We start from the raw sequence: 16,202 nt of genomic DNA, 5'->3' as shown, positions 1-16,202 counted from the left end.
TCCTGCCATCGGCTTTTATCTAACTGTCAGTAAAGACGTTAGTCAGTAATGCGAGTCATAAAATTAGCGTGTAAGTGAGAAATAACATGAACAAACTCCTCTTAGTCACTCTGGTATCGACGTTAGCCTCCCCTGTGATGGCCTTAGCCACTCCCGTTAGCGCAGCTTCTGCCAATCAGGCCAATGCACAATGCGCAACACTTGAGGCCAGCCATATAAAAGCCCAATACCAAGTCACCAATGCTAAGGGGCAAAGCTGGCAGATGACACTGCTAAGAGACGGACAAGATTTTATTATTCAACGGGATAACACCACCTTTGAACAATGGGCACCCAATGGCGAATATGTGCGTTATTTCCCCGTTGAAAAACGCTCAGTCACCTATCGCAAGGGCGACTTAAGGGCGCTAAATATTCAGCACGACCGCGAGCAGTTGTACCATGTAGTGTCTCCGGCATTGCCCGCTAACTTGGCAAAAACTGAGCTAAAACAATTGCCTTGTTTTGCGGCTCAAGGCTTCGAAGGTAAGGTGAATGGCATGGACAGCCAGCTCGACTGGATTGCCAGCATTGAGCTGCCACAGCAATTTAATTTAGGTGAAGTTTTAAGTTACCAGTTGCTCAAGGTTGAGCCCTACAGCCACGAAGCATTTGCTGCTTTAACACAGAATTATCAAGACATTGACTTTGCCGATGTAGGCGACAGTGAGTCCGACCCCTTTATCGCTAAGATGATCAACCAAGGCTTTATCGAACACGGTAGCAGTGGTTTTTATAACAGTGAAGGTCATGCCATTGAGGCGCAAGGCGGCCACGGCAGTCATACGCACTAATCCAGCATGTTGGTTTTCACAAAACGCCCGCATTCGGGCGTTTTGTATTTTTGGGGAGTACGCTGCAATAATTTACTATTCGAGCCAAGATCTCGGCGGCTAGAATGAGTAGTATCTAAAGTTGCGTTTACCCTGTGAGATTAAGCTTGCCCTATGAGCCGTGTGACTCCCGTTGAAAATATCAATTACTGGCGCCATCCCAGCCTCTCGGGCATAGAACTGAGTCAGGCCGAATTTACGCATTTCAGTTTTGATAAACACGTGCATCTGGATTACCACTTAGGCGTGGTGACCCAAGGGGCGCAGCAATTTATCAATAAGGGCAGTCGTTATCAGTTAGGGCAACATGGGCTATCGACCCTCAATCCCGATGAAACCCACGATGGACAAAGCCGCGACGCCGAAGGTTATCGGGTTAAGGTGATGTCGATCCCTGTGGAGTATATGAACAGCATTAGCCAAGAGATGGGGCTCAAGGCCCATTTCTTTAATGCGCCCATGGTGGATGATCCTGCTTTATATCAATACTTTATCCAGTTACATGATGTGCTTATCCAAGGTCAATGCTCTGAGCTGGCGGCCGAGTCGCACCTGCTGAACTTTATGCAGCTGTTATTGACGCGCCACCCCACGGGAATGCTGAATTTACGGCAGGATAGGGGGTTATCATGGCAACAGTTAAATCGCATCAAACAGAAAATTCACGATGAGCCGTGGCAAAACACTCAGCTCGAGGCGTTGGCCGACGAGGTTAACCTGAGTAAGTTCCAGTTTTTACGCCAATTTAAACTGGCGACTGGAATGACACCCCACGCCTATCTAAAGCGAGTGCGATTAGAGTTAGCTAAAAAGTCCTTAACCCATGGCGCCTTAGTGGCGGATGTGGCGCAGCAGTTAGGCTTTTTCGACCAGAGTCATTTAAATAAGGCGTTTAAGCAGGCCTTTTTACTCTCTCCCATCCAATTCCAACGGCGTATGCTTTAATACCATTGGTATAATTTGTCTCGGTAAATTAGCCGCGTGCAATTTCTTACAATGCAGTTGCAGCAGGCTTGGGCATACTGGCGTTCTTATCTGTTTTGCGGAGCCCTATTGATGGATGTATCCCTGTTAGTCACTTTAGCCGTTATTCATTGTGTAGCCTTAGTCAGCCCTGGGCCGGATTTTGCCATTATGGTGAAGATTGCTACGTCGCAGCCGCGAAACACCGCAATTGCCACGGCGGCTGGGATATCGGTAGCGATTTTAGCCCATACCATTTTGAGTTTAACTGGCGTCAGCTTCGTGATTAAAAGCTCCCATACCTTGTATCTTTTAGTGCAATTGCTGGGCGCTTCGTATTTGGCGTGGATGGGATTTAGTGCGCTTAAGGCTGCGGTCGCCTTTTTCAGTAAACCCAAAACTGTATTGAACGGCGAGGGCGCTGGTCCCTCTGAATTCACTACGACGGCTGATACTAGCACTGATACACCCATGGCGGGTGCGGCAAACGCCTTATCACCTAAACAGGGTTTTATGAGGGGGCTTTATACCAATTTATTGAATCCCAAAGCCTTAGTGTTTTTCTTAACCTTGTTCTCCGCCTTGATCACCCCGGGCGTGACACCCGTGACTAAATTTGTCGCCGCGTTAATGTTATTTGCGTTGTCACTGCTCTGGTTTGGCTTTCTGGCGCTGATGCTCTCTAAAGCCAAGGTGCAGCAAAAGCTGCAACGACTCACGCCTATCATCGATGGTGTGATTGGGGTGATCTTTATGTCGGTGGCGGTGGCGATAGTCTCGAGTTTGCTGTTGGCTTAAGGTGCTGCTAGCGAGGCTGTGATTCGACTTTTAACACATTGGCTTGGGTGGGATTGTTTGTGTTTATCCCTCCTTAGCTATGGTATCCTTGCCAAGTCTTAATTTGGATGTTTTTGACTTTAAAGGAATAAATCATGTCTTGTCACCCGTTTTATCAAGGTTTTTCAGCGGTTAATCGACTTTCGCGTTTAGGGCTTTATGCGAGCTTGCTGCTGGGGAGTCTTAGCACTGCACCCCAGGCTCTGGCTGCCTTAGAGGCGGAATACGTGCCGCAGGTGCAAGCCTTGATTGATGCGGCCAAGGCGGGTGATCGTCAGGCGATTGCCGAGCAAATCTCTTATCCCCTCCAGCGGGAATACCCGCTCCCCGATGTGCAAAATCCACAGCAATTGCTGACGAGATTTCAGCAAGTCTTTGATAGCAAGTTGCTGAGTCAAATCGCCAATTCGACCACAGAGAGTAACTGGGAGACTATGGGCTGGCGCGGCATCATGCTCGATCACGGCAGTGTCTGGTTGGATTTTGATGGCAAAATCTCGGGCATTAATTACCAAAGCCCAGAGGAAGCCAAGTTAAGGGATGAACTGATCGCGCAGCAAAAAGCGATGCTACACGAGAGTGTACGCGAGTTTGCTAGCCCTGAGCTGGCGTGGGAAACCGCGCGATTCATCATTCGTGTCGATGCCCTCGACCGTCAGCAATACCGTTATGCCGCCTGGGCAAAGGGCAAATCCATGAGCGAGAAACCTGATTTAGTCCTCAAAAAGGGGAAGTTAGTTCTCGATGGTAACGGCGGTAATCATTCCTTCCAGTTTAAAAGCGGCCCCTATCTCTATGTCTGCGATGTAATAGTGCTGAGCGCCGAAGAAAGACCCATAGGTGAGCTGTTGGTTTACAAGAACGACCAACTGCTGGTGCAGGAAGCCGTGGTTAAAGCGCTATAGTCTAATCGAGCCAATCAGTTAAGGCTGATCTGGGAGGGAATTCTGGATTAGCTGTACTGTCTTTTTATCAACACTGGATTAAGGTTTGTTGTCATGATTAATCCCACTAAAATCGCCATGTTCAGCAGTGCCATAGTGCTGTTGTTTTTACTGACAGAATGTCGCCAAAATGAGCAAATTCCCCTATGTGGCCACGTCGAAGGTACGCCAATCGATACTAGCTTTGATGGTGGCCTCGATAATAACGACCGTACTCTTGCATCAACCTATTGCTTAAAAATCAAAGCGCTTTACGATAAAAGTGATCGCCAGACGAAATGGTTTAGCAGTTCACCTTCCATCGCCGTGATGAACGCCTTGGGTTATCTTAAGCAAGATGATGCCAACAACAGTGGCGATAGCTATGCGATGACGTTTAACGTGCAGGAGGAGTTTGTATTTGGCCCGAGCCGAGGGGAATATGCCCTGTTTCGTCAGGACGGTAAAGGCGTCATCTTACCCGGCACCGAAGCAGCAAAGGGTCATGAGGCCAAGGTTGGCGTCGACGGTCAGTTTGACCGCTGGTGCCAAAAATTGGCTTCACTCGAGTTTGCCGGTAAAGATAATTGGCGCAGGCCAACTGAGCAGGAGTTAAATACCCTCTACGGCTATGGCGTGAATCGCGCAGCCTATCAACGTGCGCAGTGGAGCTCGACGATTGACTCTTGGTCTAGTACTGTCAATGAGACCGAATTCTTGGCCGGCATTATCTCTGTCGCCCCCAGCGGCTATAGTTCTCGCAGCTATGCTAATAGTGCCAACTATGCCGTTTGTGTTGCCGCGTTTTGATTACGAAAGAGAGCTTGAACAAGCTCTCTTCTCACCTTATTTAATCAACCTTATTTAATCAATTTAATCAGCGCCTTAAATCTATCGCCCTGAGCTTCATGTTGCAGTTCAAACAACAGTGATTCCACATTGGTGAGGGTTGCCCCCTTGGCGGTCATCATTTGAATGCCCAACTGCTTATTGTCAACGCTGCGGGAAGAAACAGCATCGGCGACAAGATGCACCGAGTAGTGCTGGTCGAGCAGATCGCGGCAGGTTTGGTACACGCAAACATGGGTTTCTATCCCCGCCAGCAAGACCTGTTTACGCCGAGTTTGGGTTAATGCATTGGCAAATTCATCACAATACCAACCGCTAAAGTGCTGCTTGGCAATGGGCGAGCCAGTTCTTTCGAGCAAGGTTTTTAGCTCTTCGGTGGTCGAGCCAAGTTTGGCGGGTAATTGCTCGAGCCAGAGGATGGGGATTTCAAACAGCTGTGCGCCTTGGATAAGCGTACTCAACTGCTGATGAAGCTTGGCTGAGTTATCCATGATCTGAGCGAGCTTTCCCTGCACATCGACGATAACGAGTACACATTCTTCAGGTTTTAACATCGGGCGTTCCTTCTGCGCGGGTGGAATAAAGGCATCGTTTAGCGATTGCTCTGCTTGTTTTCTGCACTGTCAGTAAACCCTAATTGGGCAGCCTGACCAATAGGGCAAAGGTCGAATATGGCGTGCACTTAAATTGCTCACTAAAAGAGTGCGTCGCCCTCACGCTTGCACAAGTCTGGTGCATTTTTAATCGGTTAATTCAGGCGGATTCTTTATTATTTATTTAAAATCAAAGAATTAAAATTCTGGCCTAATGATTGAATTATCTTGGCTACAAGTTAATAACAATCGCGTTTTTTGGAGGTCAGGATGAAACTAGTCAGCGCTATCATCAAGCCATTTAAATTGGATGATGTCCGTGAAGCTATCGCCGGTATTGGTATTGAGGGGATGACGGTGACCGAGGTTAAAGGTTTTGGCCGTCAAAAGGGGCACACAGAGTTGTATCGTGGCGCCGAGTATCAGGTGGATTTTTTGCCAAAAGTAAAACTAGAAATTGCCACTAAAGCAGAAAATCTCGACATGCTGATTGAGGCGATTACCAGTGCGGCTCATACGGGAAAAATTGGTGACGGAAAGATTTTCGTTATCGACTTAGAACATGCCATCCGTATTCGTACGGGTGAACTCGACACTGAAGCGCTATAGGGGGCGGAAGATGGAAGAACTAACAAAATTAGGCGTGACAGTCTCTGAACTGCGCTTTGCACTCGACACCTTTTATTTTTTGATTTCAGGCGCTTTGGTTATGTGGATGGCGGCGGGTTTTGCCATGCTCGAAGCCGGCCTAGTGCGCTCTAAAAATACCACCGAAATTTTAACTAAAAACGTGGTGTTATACGCGATTGCCTGTGTGATGTACCTATTGGTTGGCTACAACATTATGTACGTCGACAATGCCGAAGGCGGTTGGTTGCCTTCACTCGGTACGCTGATTGGCTCACAAGCCGAAGATGCAAACCATGCTTTAGAATCTGACTTCTTCTTCCAAGTGGTGTTTGTGGCAACGGCGATGTCGATTGTCTCTGGCGCCGTGGCGGAGCGGATGAAGTTATGGGCTTTCCTGTTCTTCTCCGTGGTGATGACAGGCATTATCTACCCTGTTGAAGGCTACTGGACTTGGGGTAAAGGCTTTATCTCTAGCTTAGGTTTTGTGGACTTTGCGGGTAGCGGTATTGTGCATATGACAGGTGCCGCGGCGGCTATCGCTGGGGTGTTATTGCTCGGTGCTCGTAAGGGTAAATACGGCCCTAACGGCCAAGTGAATCCAATCCCAGGCTCTAACCTGCCAATGGCGACTTTAGGGATGTTTATTCTGTGGATGGGCTGGTTTGGTTTCAACGGTGGCTCACAATTAATGGTTTCAGATGCGGCCAACGCTAGCTCTGTCGCTAAGGTTTTCGTAAACACCAACACCGCGGCCGCTTTTGGTGCTATCTCTGCCCTAGTTGTGTGCAAAATGATTTGGGGTAAAGCGGACTTAACCATGATCTTAAACGGCATTCTGGCGGGCTTAGTGGCGATTACTGCGGATCCGCTGTCACCTTCGCTGCTGATGGCAGGGGTGATTGGTGTGGTGGCTGGTGGTTTAGTCGTGTTCTCTATCGTGGGTCTGGACAGAATCAAGATTGACGACCCAGTGGGCGCGATTTCTGTGCACGGTGTTGCGGGTTTCCTCGGTTTGATGTGTGTACCCTTATCGAATGCCGACGCGACTATCACAGCGCAATTAACTGGCGCAGCGATTATCTTCGCATGGGTATTTAGCGCATCGTTTGCGGTGTGGTTTGTACTCAAGATGACCATGGGCATCCGTGTTACAGAGGAAGAAGAATATAACGGTATGGATGCGTCTGACTGTGGTATCGACGCTTACCCAGAGTTTGTGACTGTCAAAAGTGCAGGCTAACTGGTGTTGATATGACTTGATGCCTCTCAGGGATAAGAGGATAGTAAAGCAGGGCCAAGTGCTCTGCTTTTTTTATGGGTCTTCGACTGCCACGCTGATACCACAAGGAGCGAATGATGCGCTTAATCTCTAATCTCACAGTAAAAATCAGACGTACCTGCTTGCTTGGGGGCATTTTGAGTACACTCTTAGCCTTGCCCGTTTTTGCGGGGCAAGTCGTAGTGACTCGTTCGGATGAGCCTTTCGATGCCTTTGCCGTGCGCGACCAAGTGCTAAAAGATTATGAATGGCAGGAATCCTTGAGGAGGCAGGAGCAAATTCAAATTTTGCAGGCTCTGCCACTCGGTTGTATCGCCCAGGTAAAGCCTTACCGCTACTTTACCTGCGGTCAGGATAACTACCGGCCTTATCGTTATCAGCAGCAGGATGTGTATATCAAGGTTGACCCTCCGGCGCAGCGTTAACTCTCAAGCTGCCGCAATCCTTTGTGGCAGGCCGTTATTTTTTGTAACCATTTTATGACGTCTTTTTGGCCAGGTGTAATAAGCTCAAATAGGAGCCTTATGGTCTGGGGGACATCTCATGATACAACTGCGCACCATCTCTAGCGGCATTATCTGCTCATTATTACTTTTACTCTTATGGGGTTGCAGCTCGACAGCCCCAAAACCTAGTGATGATGAGATAGATGCCCTATTTGCAGATTCGTTATTTAAATCTGTCAGCAATATTCCTAGCGTCGAGGATATTTTCAGCCTTCCGCCCTCGGTCGCAGCCGATGTCCGGCGCGCCTACGACCGCTACAGTTTATCGACTAAAAACCCCGTCGCGGTGCATGAATGGTTAGCCAGTTATATCAATGCCAATCAGCTCGGTGGTCACAGCGATTTTCACTATCAAGATAATTTGACTCAAACCGCCAGCGAAACCTACGCCCAGCGCGCGGGGAATTGTATGTCGCTGGTGGTGATGACATCGGCACTCGCGGATGTGTTTAAAATTGGCACTGAGTTTCAGGATATTGCGATTGAACCTGTATGGGACAAACAGGGCGAGTTTTATCTGATCAACGGCCATGTCAATCTACGCTTGCTACCCGCCGAGAGCGTGCACACTGTGTATCTGTCGGCCCATGCAATTCTGGTCGACTTTATGCCCGAGCGCGCCCTGCGAGGCTACAACAAAGTGCAAATTAATCGCCAGACCTTAACCAGTATGTTCTATAACAATATGGCCGCCGAATCCTTGGTCGAAGGGGATTTAGACCGCGCCTATGCGCTGATTAAAGCGGGCTTAAAATCAGGACACTTTATTCCAGCGCTCAACACCTTAGCCGTGATTTATCGCCACAAGGGCGATGAAAAGCGGGCCGAGCAAGTCTATCGCTATGCACTCAAATATGATGCCGATGATATGACGACGCTCTATAACTTGGCGGTGATTTTAGGTGAGCAGGGCCGTTTGGAAGAGTGGGCACAGGTCAATAAAGTGCTGGAGTTAGCGCGTATTCGTAATCCTTATTACTACTACGATATGGGTGAGCAGGCCTATGACGAGCACCAATACAGCGAGGCGCTCGCTTGGTATCAAAGGGCAGTGGATAAAGCCGATTATCGCCATGAGTTTTTCTTTGGCCTGTCACGCACCTATTGGGCGCTGGGGGATGAAAAGCGCGCCAAACTCAATATGGAAAAAGCCATGGCTCTAAGCCGCGAAGCCACAGATAAACATCGCTATCAGGCAAAACTGCAGGCCATGCAACAACATTAATCCTTTACTCAACCTCCTTTGTTTGCGTCTGACTAATGGCAAAAGAGGTTTTTTATTTCCGCTTTCACCACCGTTTGCTTCCAACCCCAACACTCGTTTGGCTTTAGTTTGCATATCACATTGAAATATTTGAATTTGTATTTTTTAAAAATATGTTAAAACAATACGTTATATTTGATTTCTTGAAATGGAGACAACTTGGTTGCATTAGCGGCGCAGACTGGATAAATTGAACTCAGTATTGCAGTTGAGATCCCCTATTGCAGCGATAAAAATAGCCTAAACACGAGAGTTGGAGCAGTAAATTATGTATTACCAAAATGATGACGTTCGCATTAATGAAGTCAAAGAGTTACTTCCACCGATTGCGATTCTAGAACGATTTCCTGCTTCCGAAAACGCTGCTGCAACTGTGTTTAACGCCCGTCAAAGTATCCATAACATTCTCGCTCGCCAAGATGATCGTTTGTTAGTCGTCATTGGTCCTTGCTCAATCCATGATCCTAAGGCCGCATTGGAATACGGCCAGCGACTGGTTGCGCTAAGAGAACGTTATCGAGATCAGCTCGAAGTGGTGATGCGTGTTTATTTTGAAAAGCCACGTACCACAGTGGGTTGGAAGGGACTCATCAACGATCCTTATATGGATAACAGCTTCAAACTGAACGATGGTTTGCGTACCGCGCGTAAACTCTTGGTCGATTTGAATGACTCAGGCATGCCTACCGCGGGTGAATTCCTCGATATGATCACCCCGCAGTATGTGGCGGATATGATGTGCTGGGGCGCCATCGGCGCGCGCACCACAGAATCGCAGGTACACCGCGAATTGGCTTCTGGGCTGTCTTGCCCTGTAGGCTTTAAAAATGGTACCGACGGCACTATTAAGGTGGCAATCGATGCTATTGGCGCCGCGAATGCGCCGCACCACTTCTTATCGGTAACCAAATTTGGCCATTCGGCGATTGTGTCGACCAAAGGTAATCCCGATTGCCATATCATTCTGCGTGGCGGCCGTGAGCCTAATTACAGTGCCAGCCATGTGGCGCAGATCAGCGAACAACTGAAAAAGGCCAAGCTGGTCGACAACATAATGATCGATTTCAGCCATGCCAACAGCAGCAAACAATATCAACGCCAAATGGAAGTCGCGAACGATGTGGCCGAACAATTGGCTGCGGGTAATAAGGCGATTTTCGGTGTGATGGTCGAAAGCCACTTAGTGGAAGGGCGTCAGGATCTGATTGAAGGTCAAGCGTTATGCTACGGTCAGAGCATCACAGATGCCTGTATTGGTTGGGACGATACCGAGCGTTTACTCGCAGTGTTAAATCAGAGTGTTATCGAACGTCGTCAGCGGGTTTAATCGGGTTTAAGACCAAAAATAAAGGCGCTATCCCGGCGCCTTTATTTTTATTATTTCTTGCTCATTTCGGCTAAGTATTCGTTAGCTTTGGCCAAGCTACCAAAAGCAGCAATCAGGTTATTTCTGCCTTTGTCCTGAATTTGTGGATTGCCTGATTCGATCATCATCCACACCCAAGTTTGGATCAGTGGTAATGGCGGGTATTGAACTTTAGCTGAATCCAACATAAAGCATCCTTTGATCTTGATTTATTTGAGTTATCTTTAATGTTATCGCAGAACGAGTGCGGAATTTGTTTGTACACACGGATCTGCGGCCAGATGTTTGCAAATCCTGCTGCTTGAAATCTTTAGTCCGAGGGACATTTTGGGTAAAACCGACAAAATAATCAACAGTCGAACCCTTGATGTTCTGGCCTATTTTAACGGTTACTGTTCTGATAAAGCCAAGCTTGTTTCAGAATTTTTTCACCTTAATATTCGCTTTGCGAACTCTCTGAGCGTAAGTCGTTAGCATGACACTTTTATTTCGGTAAGCCAGAGATATTTTGCCAAGCGGGCCGCTTTTTGTCTGTCAGATAAATCTGATTGATTTTATTCAAACTTTCCCTCTTTGCTTTCGCCTTAACGTGCGCCATGCTGCTACAATTGAGCGACTTTGGCAAAGGTTTAGACATATGCGCCCAACACTGTATTTTGAAGGTCCCATCGATAAGCTCAATTGGCACGTAGTTAAGTTGCTCTGGCCTTATTTGCTCGAATACAAGGGCCGGGTGGCATTGGCCATGTCTTGCCTTATCGTCGCTAAGCTTGCCAGCGTGGGTTTACCTTTTATTCTGAAAGACTTAGTCGATACCTTAGATGCCAATAAAACCGCGCAGGCCTTGAGTGTGCCCATCGGTTTAGTTTTAGCCTACGGCGCAGTGCGGCTATTAACAGTGATCACGGGTGAAATCCGCGACACCCTATTTGGCCGTGTCACAGAGCGGGCCATTCGCCGATTGGGCCTCGCGGTGTTCGACCACCTGCATCGACTCGATTTGGATTTTCACCTTGAGCGGCGTACGGGCGGCTTATCGCGAGATATTGAACGCGGTACCAGTGGTGTGAGCTTCTTGATGCGCTTTATGGTGTTTAACATAGTGCCGACCCTGCTAGAAATCGCCATGGTTATTGGTATTTTCTTTTTTAATTATGGCATTGCCTTTGCCGCTATCACCTTCACCTCTGTGATGGCCTACATTTGGTTTTCGGTAGTGGCGACTGAGTGGCGCACCGAATACGTCCGCGATGCGGCCAAGGCCGACTCCCTCTCCAACACCCGCGCTATCGACAGCCTGCTCAACTATGAAACCGTGAAGTATTTTAATAATGAGAAATATGAATCGGATCGTTATGACCAAGCCTTAGACCAATGGGAAGTGGCTAAACGTAAGAATCGTTTATCACTATTTGCCCTCAACGGTGGCCAAGCGCTGATTATCGCGTTGGCGATGACGGCGATGATGGCGTTAGCCGCCTATAAAGTGACCAATAATGAGATGACCTTAGGTGACTTTGTACTGATCAATGCCTTTATGATGCAGCTCTTTATGCCGCTCAACTTTTTGGGATTTGTCTACCGTGAAATCCGCGGAGCTTTAGCCAATATTGAGCGGATGTTCAGTTTGCTCGATAAGCACCCTCGCATAGTGGATAAACCCGATGCCTTAGACTTTGAGCCTAAGCGCGGCGAGCTCAGTTTTGAGCATGTGAGTTTTAGCTACGATGACAGGCCGATACTGCGCAACGTCAGCTTTAAGGTGGCGGCGGGGAAAAAAGTCGCGGTGGTTGGAGATAGCGGCGCAGGTAAATCTACACTCATCAAATTGCTATTCCGTTTTTACGATGTGGAGCAAGGGCGCATTTTGATTGATGGGCAAGATATTCGCCAATTAACCCAAGATGCACTGCGCCGCGCCATTGCGATAGTGCCGCAGGATACAGTGTTATTTAATGATTCCTTAGTGGAGAACATTCGTTATGGCCGTCCCGATGCGACGGATGAAGAAGTGCGCCATGCCATCAAACTTGCACATTTAGAGCATTTTATTGCGTCGCTCTCCCAAGGTTGGGATACCAAAGTGGGTGAGCGGGGCTTAAAGCTCTCGGGTGGGGAGAAGCAACGCGTGGCCATTGCGCGGGCGATTTTAAAAGGCTCTCCAGTGCTAGTGTTTGATGAGGCTACATCCTCCCTCGACAGCCGTTCGGAACAGGCGATTTTGTCAGCACTGCGTGAGGTCGCCAAAGGGCATACCAGTTTAGTGGTGGCGCATCGGTTATCGACCATAGTCGACGCCGACCAGATCGTGGTCTTAAGCCAAGGGGAAATTGTCGAGCAGGGGAATCATCAGTCTTTACTGGCTCAGGATGGTCTCTACGCTAAGTTGTGGCGCATACAAAATGAGCAACAACAGCTTTCGGTAGAAGTGTAACAGCGTTGGGACAATTCAGTTTTTATTCAGGTTCGGCTCTCTATACTCGAATCCAAGCAAATAACGATAAGAGGTGCTTGGCATGGAAAATATGGCATTAAGAGTCAATATTGAAGGCAGAGAAGAGAAAGTAAGCACAGATTGGTTTGCGATTATGGCAACCCTTAAAAAGCGCGGTGTAGATTATGATTCGCTACAACGCATTCACGCAGAGTTAAACGCAGGCCTTAAAGTGACCACAAGACGTTTAACGCTAGCAAAAATGAATCAAGAACTTGAATTGGCAGGGATTATTCGTAGAACTAATGAATATAACGCGGATGTTCGTGGTATGAATTAAGCGATGAGACAAACGAAATAGGGAATATAAGAAATTATATTCCCTTTGGTTTTCCAGCCTTCCAACCTTCACATAACAGATTGAATTTGGTGGTCGATTCGTCAATTTTAGTGAGTCGAATTACTTGGCCTTCACGAAAACACACTAATTCGCCTTCGATCTCAGTCAAGCGATTACAGCTCTTACAGCTTGTGCTGGCAGTTTTACTGTCTGGCATATGGCTTACAAAGCTTGCTTTCACAGTGTTTCCTTAACTTAATATGCAGTTGTTTAATCTCAAGCGTGTATCACGGATCTTACCCCTTTTGTGATACGCGTTCAAATTACCTTTTGCTAAATTAACTTTAGACGAAAGTCGTACGAAATGCATACAGTGTCAAGTTAACTATTGATTGATATGGGAATAGTACTTATCCAGCGAAACCGACAAGCCACTCTCGAGCACAATCCTCACATGGGACGGCTTGAGTTGCCTTGGCTCTGTCACGCCACAGGAGTGGGCGATCAGGGCTAAATCGTGGTGTAGGTTATGATTATAATTTGCGACGCGAGTCGATTTGTCTCTAGGATCAAGACCTTGTTGCAACTTCTTATTGTGAGTCGTGATGCCCGTCGGACAGGTATCCTTGTTGCATTGCAGCGCTTGAATACATCCGAGGGCAAACATGTTGCCACGGGCCGAGGCGATAAAGTCCGCACCCAAGGCCAGTGCCCAAGCAACCCTCGATGGCACTATAAGTTTGCCTGAGGCGATCACTTTAATGCGTTTACGCAGCCCTCGCTGAATTAAGATATTGACTAATATGGGTAAACTCTCTTTAAGGGGCAAGCCCACATAATCCATTAAGGGTTGAGGGGCGGCGCCCGTGCCGCCGTCAGCACTGTCTAAGGTAAAAAAGTCGGGGGCAGAGGCTTCGCCACGGCGCTCAATTTCATCGCAAAAATCTTCGAGCCATTGAACGTCCCCAAGTACAGCTTTAATGCCTGTGGGTTTACCCGTGACCTCACGTACTCTGGCAATCATATCCAGAATATCGCCCACATTTTTAAACTCGATATGACCATTGGGGCTAATGGAATCATGGCCCTGCGGGATACCGCGAATTTTGGCGATCTCCTCGGTGACTTTTATCCCCGGCAAGATACCGCCCTTGCCTGGTTTGGCTCCTTGGCTCATTTTGATTTCAAACATTTTAACTTCGGGGTGGGCGGCGATTTCTTTGAGCTTGTCATCGTCTAAATGGCCGTGCTCATTACGTACACCGTATTTAGCGGTACCAATTTGAAAGACTAAGTCGCAGCCACCTTTTAAATGGTAAGGGCTTAAGCCACCTTCTCCGGTATTTAACCAACATCCCGCCTGCGCTGCGCCGTGGGATAAGGCGGTGACTGCAGGGCGTGACAGGGCACCGAAGCTCATGGCGGAGATATGGCAAATGGCCTTAGTGGTGTAGGGTTCACGGCAATGGGGGCCAATGGTTTGAGGCAGAATTGGCGTAATATCTTCATCTTGAGTAGGAAAGGCGGTATTCATAAACATGATGGCACCCGTGCTGTCTAGTGGGCGTGTCGAGCCAAAGGCAATGGTTCTGTCGACGTTTTTCGCGGCTCGATATACCCAGCTCCGCTCGGCGCGGTTAAAGGGCAATTCTTCCCTGTCCTGTGCGAAAAAGTATTGTCTAAAAAATTCGCCTTGTTTCTCAAATAAATACCTAAAGCGACCTATCACAGGGTAGTTGTGGCGCACGGCCTGTTTGGTTTGTAGCTTGTCGGCGATATACATATACACAATCGCCAGAACGACAAAGCCCGCTAGGATTAAAAACAGCCCTGAGAAGAGATCCAGTCCCCACATAAACCAATTCAATTCTTGCATCTTGTTATCCTCTATTCGTGTCCATAACGGGTGGAGATAAGGCTCGCTGGCTGTCCATCATGGATGGAGAGTAAAAACAGCTGGCTGTAATCATCTTCTGCTATGGTGGGGATTTCTGGGCCGCCAAGAGCTTTGATGATCAGTGGGACGGTATTGGAATGCCCCGCAATTAAGCTGTTACCTTTAACAGCATGTACTTGTGCAACAATTTGCTGGATATGGGCTTCGAGTGGTTTTTCGGCCGCGACCACGGTAATAGGTAAATGCCGCTCCGAAGACATAGGCAACAAGGTTTGCTGGGTTCTTTGATATTGGGTCGCGATCAGTTGCGAAATCTGCGTCCTTTGCAAGGCGCCAATCAGCGCGAGGGCACGTGCATGGCCATCATCTGAAAGGGACGGATCGCCTGCTGGAGCGTCGGCTTTTTCGGAATGCCTCACCAAAATAATCAATCGATTATCGGCAAAAGCTTGATTGATGGGGCTGAGTCCCATGCTAGTAAAGAGCAACAGGCCTAATAGCAGAGTGTGTAATAGCCGAAGTTTATTTAAGCGGATGGTTCGCAAGGAGTGAGTAACCACTGCTAGCCATTGGGGAGTTGCCATGCCGTATATCCTTATCTGATGGGCGCATGCAAGTGCGACGCTGAGGCGAATAGATTCATTATGAGTATCATTGCCTTAGATTGTGATGGTACTGCAATTGAGAAAAATACTAAAGTTGCTCAAATTTTGGTCGATAATAGAGTCATCCCAAATTGAATGGATTTTGCATCATGGAAATCAACAACCCTGCGCAGGTACAGAACGCTTCTTCGTCCCACCGCAAGTATGCCGAAAACGTGCCTGCCAATGCTGAAAAGATGAAAAATGTGGAAGCGCCCGGCAAACAAACTGCGTATCAAACCAGTAAGCAGTTAATGAATCAGGCGATTCTGTCGGCGCAGGAGGAAGTGAGTTTAAAGTCCGGTGATCAATCCATGGCGTTACTTTATCGCGCGGCAATTGAAGCGATAGATAAAGAATTAGCGCCTTCGATGGGGCCAAATTCGACTCAAGCTAACTATGACAATCAGGTCGATTATTCCCCCGAGGCGACGGCTGGTCGGATTGTGAGTTTTGCGACCCAGTTTTTTAGCATTCACCAACAGCAGAATTCGAATATGAGTTTGGACGAGCAGCTCGACAGTTTTATGAGCATTATCGGCGGCGCTATCGACAATGGTTTTAAGGAGGCTCGAGATATTTTGTCCGGCCTTAAAGTGTTGCAAGGGGATATTGCCGATGGCGTCGATAAAACCTATGGCTTAGTACAAGAAGGATTGCAGGCCTTTAGGGATAGCTTCAATAAGAAACCTGATGAGGCGCAAACGGCTAGCGCATAATGCCCAATGTAGTTCCATCCTTCTTGTTTTAAGCCCCTTGCAATAAGGGGTTTTTGTTGTGCAGATAACAGTCTATGCTAGGGATC

Annotated in this window: 18 protein-coding genes; 13 read left to right on the top strand and 5 right to left on the bottom strand. The window is 47.9% G+C overall.

The genetic code is table 11. The annotated features are described in order from the left end of the window. Positions 1 to 86 precede the first annotated feature (86 nt). The 5 genes from N5E87_RS17955 (at position 87) to N5E87_RS17935 (ending at position 4,405) form a co-directional block, all read left to right on the top strand. A complete protein-coding gene (locus tag N5E87_RS17955) occupies positions 87 to 833 on the top strand; it encodes a hypothetical protein (RefSeq protein ID WP_279775596.1) in 747 nt (248 codons plus the stop codon). Positions 834 to 986: 153 nt separating this feature from the next. Then, a complete protein-coding gene (locus tag N5E87_RS17950; protein ID WP_279775595.1) occupies positions 987 to 1,817 on the top strand; it encodes an AraC family transcriptional regulator in 831 nt (276 codons plus the stop codon). A 111-nt stretch (positions 1,818 to 1,928) separates the two neighbouring features. Beyond that, on the top strand, positions 1,929 to 2,633 hold the full coding sequence (locus N5E87_RS17945) for a LysE family transporter (RefSeq protein ID WP_279775594.1): 705 nt from the start codon (positions 1,929 to 1,931) through the stop codon (positions 2,631 to 2,633). Positions 2,634 to 2,767: 134 nt separating this feature from the next. Then, on the top strand, positions 2,768 to 3,577 hold the full coding sequence (locus N5E87_RS17940) for a hypothetical protein (protein WP_279775593.1): 810 nt from the start codon (positions 2,768 to 2,770) through the stop codon (positions 3,575 to 3,577). Positions 3,578 to 3,670: 93 nt separating this feature from the next. Then, positions 3,671 to 4,405, top strand: coding sequence for a DUF1566 domain-containing protein (locus N5E87_RS17935; RefSeq protein ID WP_279775592.1), 735 nt, complete (start codon positions 3,671 to 3,673; stop codon positions 4,403 to 4,405). Between the two features lie 50 nt (positions 4,406 to 4,455). Here N5E87_RS17935 and N5E87_RS17930 read toward each other — a convergent pair whose 3' ends face one another. Continuing rightward, the gene (locus N5E87_RS17930; protein ID WP_220053894.1) at positions 4,456 to 4,998 is read right to left on the bottom strand and encodes a hydrolase; all 543 of its coding nucleotides are present in this window, start codon (positions 4,996 to 4,998) and stop codon (positions 4,456 to 4,458) included. A 309-nt stretch (positions 4,999 to 5,307) separates the two neighbouring features. Between N5E87_RS17930 and N5E87_RS17925 the strand changes: the two genes are divergently transcribed. The 5 genes from N5E87_RS17925 to aroG all read left to right on the top strand — a co-directional run bounded on the left by N5E87_RS17925 (position 5,308) and on the right by aroG (position 10,043). Continuing rightward, positions 5,308 to 5,646, top strand: coding sequence for a P-II family nitrogen regulator (locus N5E87_RS17925; RefSeq protein ID WP_011624095.1), 339 nt, complete (start codon positions 5,308 to 5,310; stop codon positions 5,644 to 5,646). A gap of 10 nt (positions 5,647 to 5,656) precedes the next feature. Continuing rightward, on the top strand, positions 5,657 to 6,907 hold the full coding sequence (locus tag N5E87_RS17920) for an ammonium transporter (protein WP_279775591.1): 1,251 nt from the start codon (positions 5,657 to 5,659) through the stop codon (positions 6,905 to 6,907). Between the two features lie 116 nt (positions 6,908 to 7,023). Further along, positions 7,024 to 7,371: a hypothetical protein gene (locus N5E87_RS17915; RefSeq protein WP_279775867.1), complete on the top strand. Its 348-nt coding sequence runs from the start codon at positions 7,024 to 7,026 to the stop codon at positions 7,369 to 7,371. 118 nt (positions 7,372 to 7,489) lie between these two features. Next, on the top strand, positions 7,490 to 8,677 hold the full coding sequence (locus N5E87_RS17910) for a hypothetical protein (protein ID WP_279775590.1): 1,188 nt from the start codon (positions 7,490 to 7,492) through the stop codon (positions 8,675 to 8,677). A 307-nt stretch (positions 8,678 to 8,984) separates the two neighbouring features. Then, a complete protein-coding gene (gene aroG, locus N5E87_RS17905) occupies positions 8,985 to 10,043 on the top strand; it encodes a 3-deoxy-7-phosphoheptulonate synthase AroG (RefSeq protein ID WP_249556233.1) in 1,059 nt (352 codons plus the stop codon). Between the two features lie 50 nt (positions 10,044 to 10,093). On the opposite strand, the gene N5E87_RS17900 is transcribed toward aroG, so the two are convergent. Continuing rightward, the gene (locus tag N5E87_RS17900) at positions 10,094 to 10,270 is read right to left on the bottom strand and encodes a hypothetical protein (protein ID WP_279775589.1); all 177 of its coding nucleotides are present in this window, start codon (positions 10,268 to 10,270) and stop codon (positions 10,094 to 10,096) included. Between the two features lie 449 nt (positions 10,271 to 10,719). On the opposite strand from N5E87_RS17900, the gene N5E87_RS17895 reads away from it, so the two are divergent. Together N5E87_RS17895 and N5E87_RS17890 are read left to right on the top strand one after the other, a co-directional pair. Beyond that, complete coding sequence (locus N5E87_RS17895; RefSeq protein ID WP_088210142.1) at positions 10,720 to 12,516, top strand: ABC transporter ATP-binding protein/permease; 1,797 nt, start codon at positions 10,720 to 10,722, stop codon at positions 12,514 to 12,516. A gap of 82 nt (positions 12,517 to 12,598) precedes the next feature. Then, on the top strand, positions 12,599 to 12,856 hold the full coding sequence (locus N5E87_RS17890; protein ID WP_279775588.1) for a hypothetical protein: 258 nt from the start codon (positions 12,599 to 12,601) through the stop codon (positions 12,854 to 12,856). A gap of 34 nt (positions 12,857 to 12,890) precedes the next feature. On the opposite strand, the gene N5E87_RS17885 is transcribed toward N5E87_RS17890, so the two are convergent. From N5E87_RS17885 to N5E87_RS17875, 3 genes are all read right to left on the bottom strand, one after another. Continuing rightward, positions 12,891 to 13,097: a hypothetical protein gene (locus tag N5E87_RS17885; protein WP_011718310.1), complete on the bottom strand. Its 207-nt coding sequence runs from the start codon at positions 13,095 to 13,097 to the stop codon at positions 12,891 to 12,893. A 144-nt stretch (positions 13,098 to 13,241) separates the two neighbouring features. Continuing rightward, positions 13,242 to 14,732 (bottom strand): FMN-binding glutamate synthase family protein, encoded by a 1,491-nt coding sequence (locus tag N5E87_RS17880; RefSeq protein WP_279775587.1) that lies wholly within the window; start codon positions 14,730 to 14,732, stop codon positions 13,242 to 13,244. A gap of 11 nt (positions 14,733 to 14,743) precedes the next feature. Further along, complete coding sequence (locus tag N5E87_RS17875) at positions 14,744 to 15,337, bottom strand: phosphoglycerate mutase family protein (RefSeq protein ID WP_279775586.1); 594 nt, start codon at positions 15,335 to 15,337, stop codon at positions 14,744 to 14,746. A gap of 170 nt (positions 15,338 to 15,507) precedes the next feature. Here N5E87_RS17875 and N5E87_RS17870 point away from each other — a divergent pair, with 170 nt between their 5' ends. Next, positions 15,508 to 16,116: a DUF5610 domain-containing protein gene (locus tag N5E87_RS17870; protein WP_279775585.1), complete on the top strand. Its 609-nt coding sequence runs from the start codon at positions 15,508 to 15,510 to the stop codon at positions 16,114 to 16,116. The last annotated feature ends 86 nt before the right edge of the window (positions 16,117 to 16,202 follow it).

The sequence above is a fragment of the Shewanella sp. GD03713 genome (assembly GCF_029843705.1).
Classification (GTDB): Bacteria; Pseudomonadota; Gammaproteobacteria; order Enterobacterales; family Shewanellaceae; genus Shewanella.
The sequence above is the reverse complement of the archived record's forward strand: the minus strand, read 5'-3'. Positions and strand labels throughout refer to the sequence as shown.